This window comes from Corynebacterium hiratae, assembly GCF_009708045.1.
GTDB lineage: Bacteria > Actinomycetota > Actinomycetes > Mycobacteriales > Mycobacteriaceae > Corynebacterium > Corynebacterium hiratae.
This window is the reverse complement of sequence record NZ_VIOG01000024.1, coordinates 1-2,651: the sequence shown is the minus strand read 5'-3', so window position 1 is coordinate 2,651 and position 2,651 is coordinate 1. Positions and strand designations below refer to the sequence as shown.

Below are 2,651 nucleotides of genomic sequence, written 5' to 3'. Positions count from 1 at the left end.
TGTCAGATGCGGGTTTTTGGTACCGGTGTTCCGGAGACCCGGTACTGCCGGGTTCCGGGTAGTTGGTACCGGGGCCGGGCCGACGGAGTCGGCCCGGCTGTTTGCTTTATTCGTCCGGTTCTATTGGGGCGGTGGCCTTGCGCATGTCGAAGTCTCCGATACGGATTCGGTGGCCGTTGTTGAGGCGGCTTACGAGTGAATCGGCTCCGACTCTGTCTGGCAGTGTTTCAACCCAGTAGGCGGCGGCTGATTGGGAGGAGATCAGTGTTGGGAGCCTTCCGTCGCGGTCGAATATGATCTTGGTTAGGTCTTCTTGCCCGCGCTGGTTGATGCTGATGGTCATAAAGTCGTCGATGATAAGGACATCGACGTTGATCAGTTTCCGCATCTTGTCGAGGTAGTTTTGGTCAGTCGGTGAGAAGACCGCCAGCATGTCTACAAGTTGATCCAGCCGGTAGTACGCCACGGAGTATCCGGCCTTGCACGCGGCGATGCCGATGGCGCAGGCAATGTAGGTCTTGCCTGTTCCCGTCGGTGCGAGGATGTGAATGTTGGTCGGGTTTTCCCGCCAGTTAGTTGCTGCGATTCGTTTCAGCTGACGCATGTTGATACCGCGTTGTTCTGCCCGGGTAATTTCAGCCAGGCTTGCATCCGGGTATCGGAATTTAGCCTGGGTTATAGCCTTGGCAATGTTGCGTTGTTGGCGTTGTGTGTATGCTTCTTCGACTGCGGCGAGGAAGATGTCTTCTGGTAGCGCATCCGCATAGGCCTCGTCGTTGACAACCTCGTAGAAGATGTCAGCGAAGGTTGATACGCGAAGCTTGCGCATTTTCGCCCGCACAATCTCGTCGTCGATACTGCTCATGGTTTCGCACTCCTTATTCCTTCTAGTTTTCGTAGTGATCAGCAGGCCGGATAAAGACGGCATCGGCCACCTCACCGGTAAGCGGGGTACTTGGGCGTGGGTGGTGCTTGGCCACAGGCTGTGTTTTTAGCCCTGGTGCCCCGGGATGTTGTTGGGCGTGGGCAATGTCAGTCTGGATGCGTTTGATCACTGCCATCGTTGGGGCCAGCTTCTTGTCTAAGACCTGCTGGCATGCAGGTTCCAGGGTGGCTTTGTTGTGCTTTTTGCCCAGGTTGGCCAGCACGTTGCGTGCCTGGATGAGTCCGCGGGGTACAGCGGCACTATTGCGGTCGAGGATCATCGCTATGACTGCGTGCGTTGCTGCCCCAAACGACGAGGCCCAAGCCAAAAGCTCATCACGGGTAAGCGCCTTGTGGCCTTCATCATCGCCACGCGGTGCATGCTGAGGGTTGGTGGAATACCGGTATTTAAATCCATAAAGGCGCGTGTGTTCAGCAACAAGCTGCTCCCCGCTGAAGATGCTGACCAGTTGCGGGGTGAGCCTGACTGTTACCGATTCTCCTACCAGCTGAAATGGCACAGAGTAGTACTGGTAGTCACAGGTGATGTGCCAATTACGGTCGACTTTAAGCCGCTTATAAGACACTTCCGTAAACGGCGTCGGCGGCAGATCGCGCATCACTGGTGCTTCTTCTTGCTCAAAGCGCATGCGCCGTGTTGTGCCATCAGGCCGCGTCATTGCGCTGTTGATATCGGCAAGACGGCAAGCGATCGCCTCATTGAGTTCATCGAGATTGTAGAAGACCTCGTTGCTGAAGTAACCCAGGATTTTGGTGTAGGCGATTTTCACAGCACGTTCTACTGCCGCTTTGTCACGAGGCCTGCCGGGCCGAGTCGGCACGATCGTGACCCCGTAATAGTCGGCAAACGCTGCGTAGCGGTCAGTGACCATCCGGTAGCCTGAATGCTTCCTCGGCCGATAAGTCGCCGTAGAAGCATTATCTGGCACGATGACTGCTGGTAATTTGCCAAGATAGTTCAACGCTTTGACGTGGCACTCAATCCACGACGGCATCTTCTCATTCGCAGCAGCAGTAACGTACATCAGCCCTGAGTATGGGCTGACCGCGACAAACAATGACGCCTTGAACGCGGTATCACCACTGGCCTGATCTACTACAGGCACTTTGTCACCGGCCCAGTCAACGTAAAGCTCTTGGCCTGGCTCATGGGTGACAACTTCGACGAGATCATTGGCACGCAGAAATTCATTGAGCCCACTGCAAAACTGGGAGTACTGGTACTTAGTCTTGTCCGTCGGACACGGCTGCGACACATAGTCCATCCACAGCTTATGCCTGGACACGTGCTTCGTACTTTTCAGCTTGCGTGCGAGGGCTTGAAAATCAGGCTGGTCGTAGGACATCGTCCGTTTACTCCGGCCGTCGCTGAATCGATCATCGAACCATCCCGGTGGGAGCTGACGGAAACGCTCTGGAGTTAGTGCCTCATCGTTGATGACTTTCTTTGCGCGGGATACTTCTCGTCGTGAACATCCCAATGCGTGTGTGATCTGCGCGTAGCTAGCACCATCAAGGCACATCGCGATGATCTGTTTGAAGTTGGCCACAAGGACCAGCTCCTTCCAAGTAGATGTTGACGCGACACCAGCGGATTGTGGTGTCGCCAACATCAACTATGAAAGAAAACCCCCTTGCAGTACCGAGTACGTGGAACACCGGTACCAACTACGCGGACTCGCGGTACCAACTACCCCAAATCGACA

General features: G+C 55.2%; 2 protein-coding genes. Both read right to left on the bottom strand.

All coding sequences use genetic code 11. The features are described 5' to 3' along the window. Positions 1-106 precede the first annotated feature (106 nt). A complete protein-coding gene (locus FME68_RS12825; protein WP_049157480.1) occupies positions 107-865 on the bottom strand; it encodes an ATP-binding protein in 759 nt (252 codons plus the stop codon). A gap of 22 nt (positions 866-887) precedes the next feature. Beyond that, positions 888-2,495, bottom strand: a complete 1,608-nt coding sequence (gene istA, locus FME68_RS12820) for an IS21 family transposase (RefSeq protein ID WP_328287859.1) — start codon at positions 2,493-2,495, stop codon at positions 888-890. Positions 2,496-2,651: the final 156 nt, after the last annotated feature.

What these genes read in the sequence shown, in the direction of transcription:
- FME68_RS12825 (WP_049157480.1), bottom strand. Translation starts at nt 865, where the DNA reads ATGAGCAGTATCGACGACGAGATTGTGCGGGCGAAAATGCGCAAGCTT.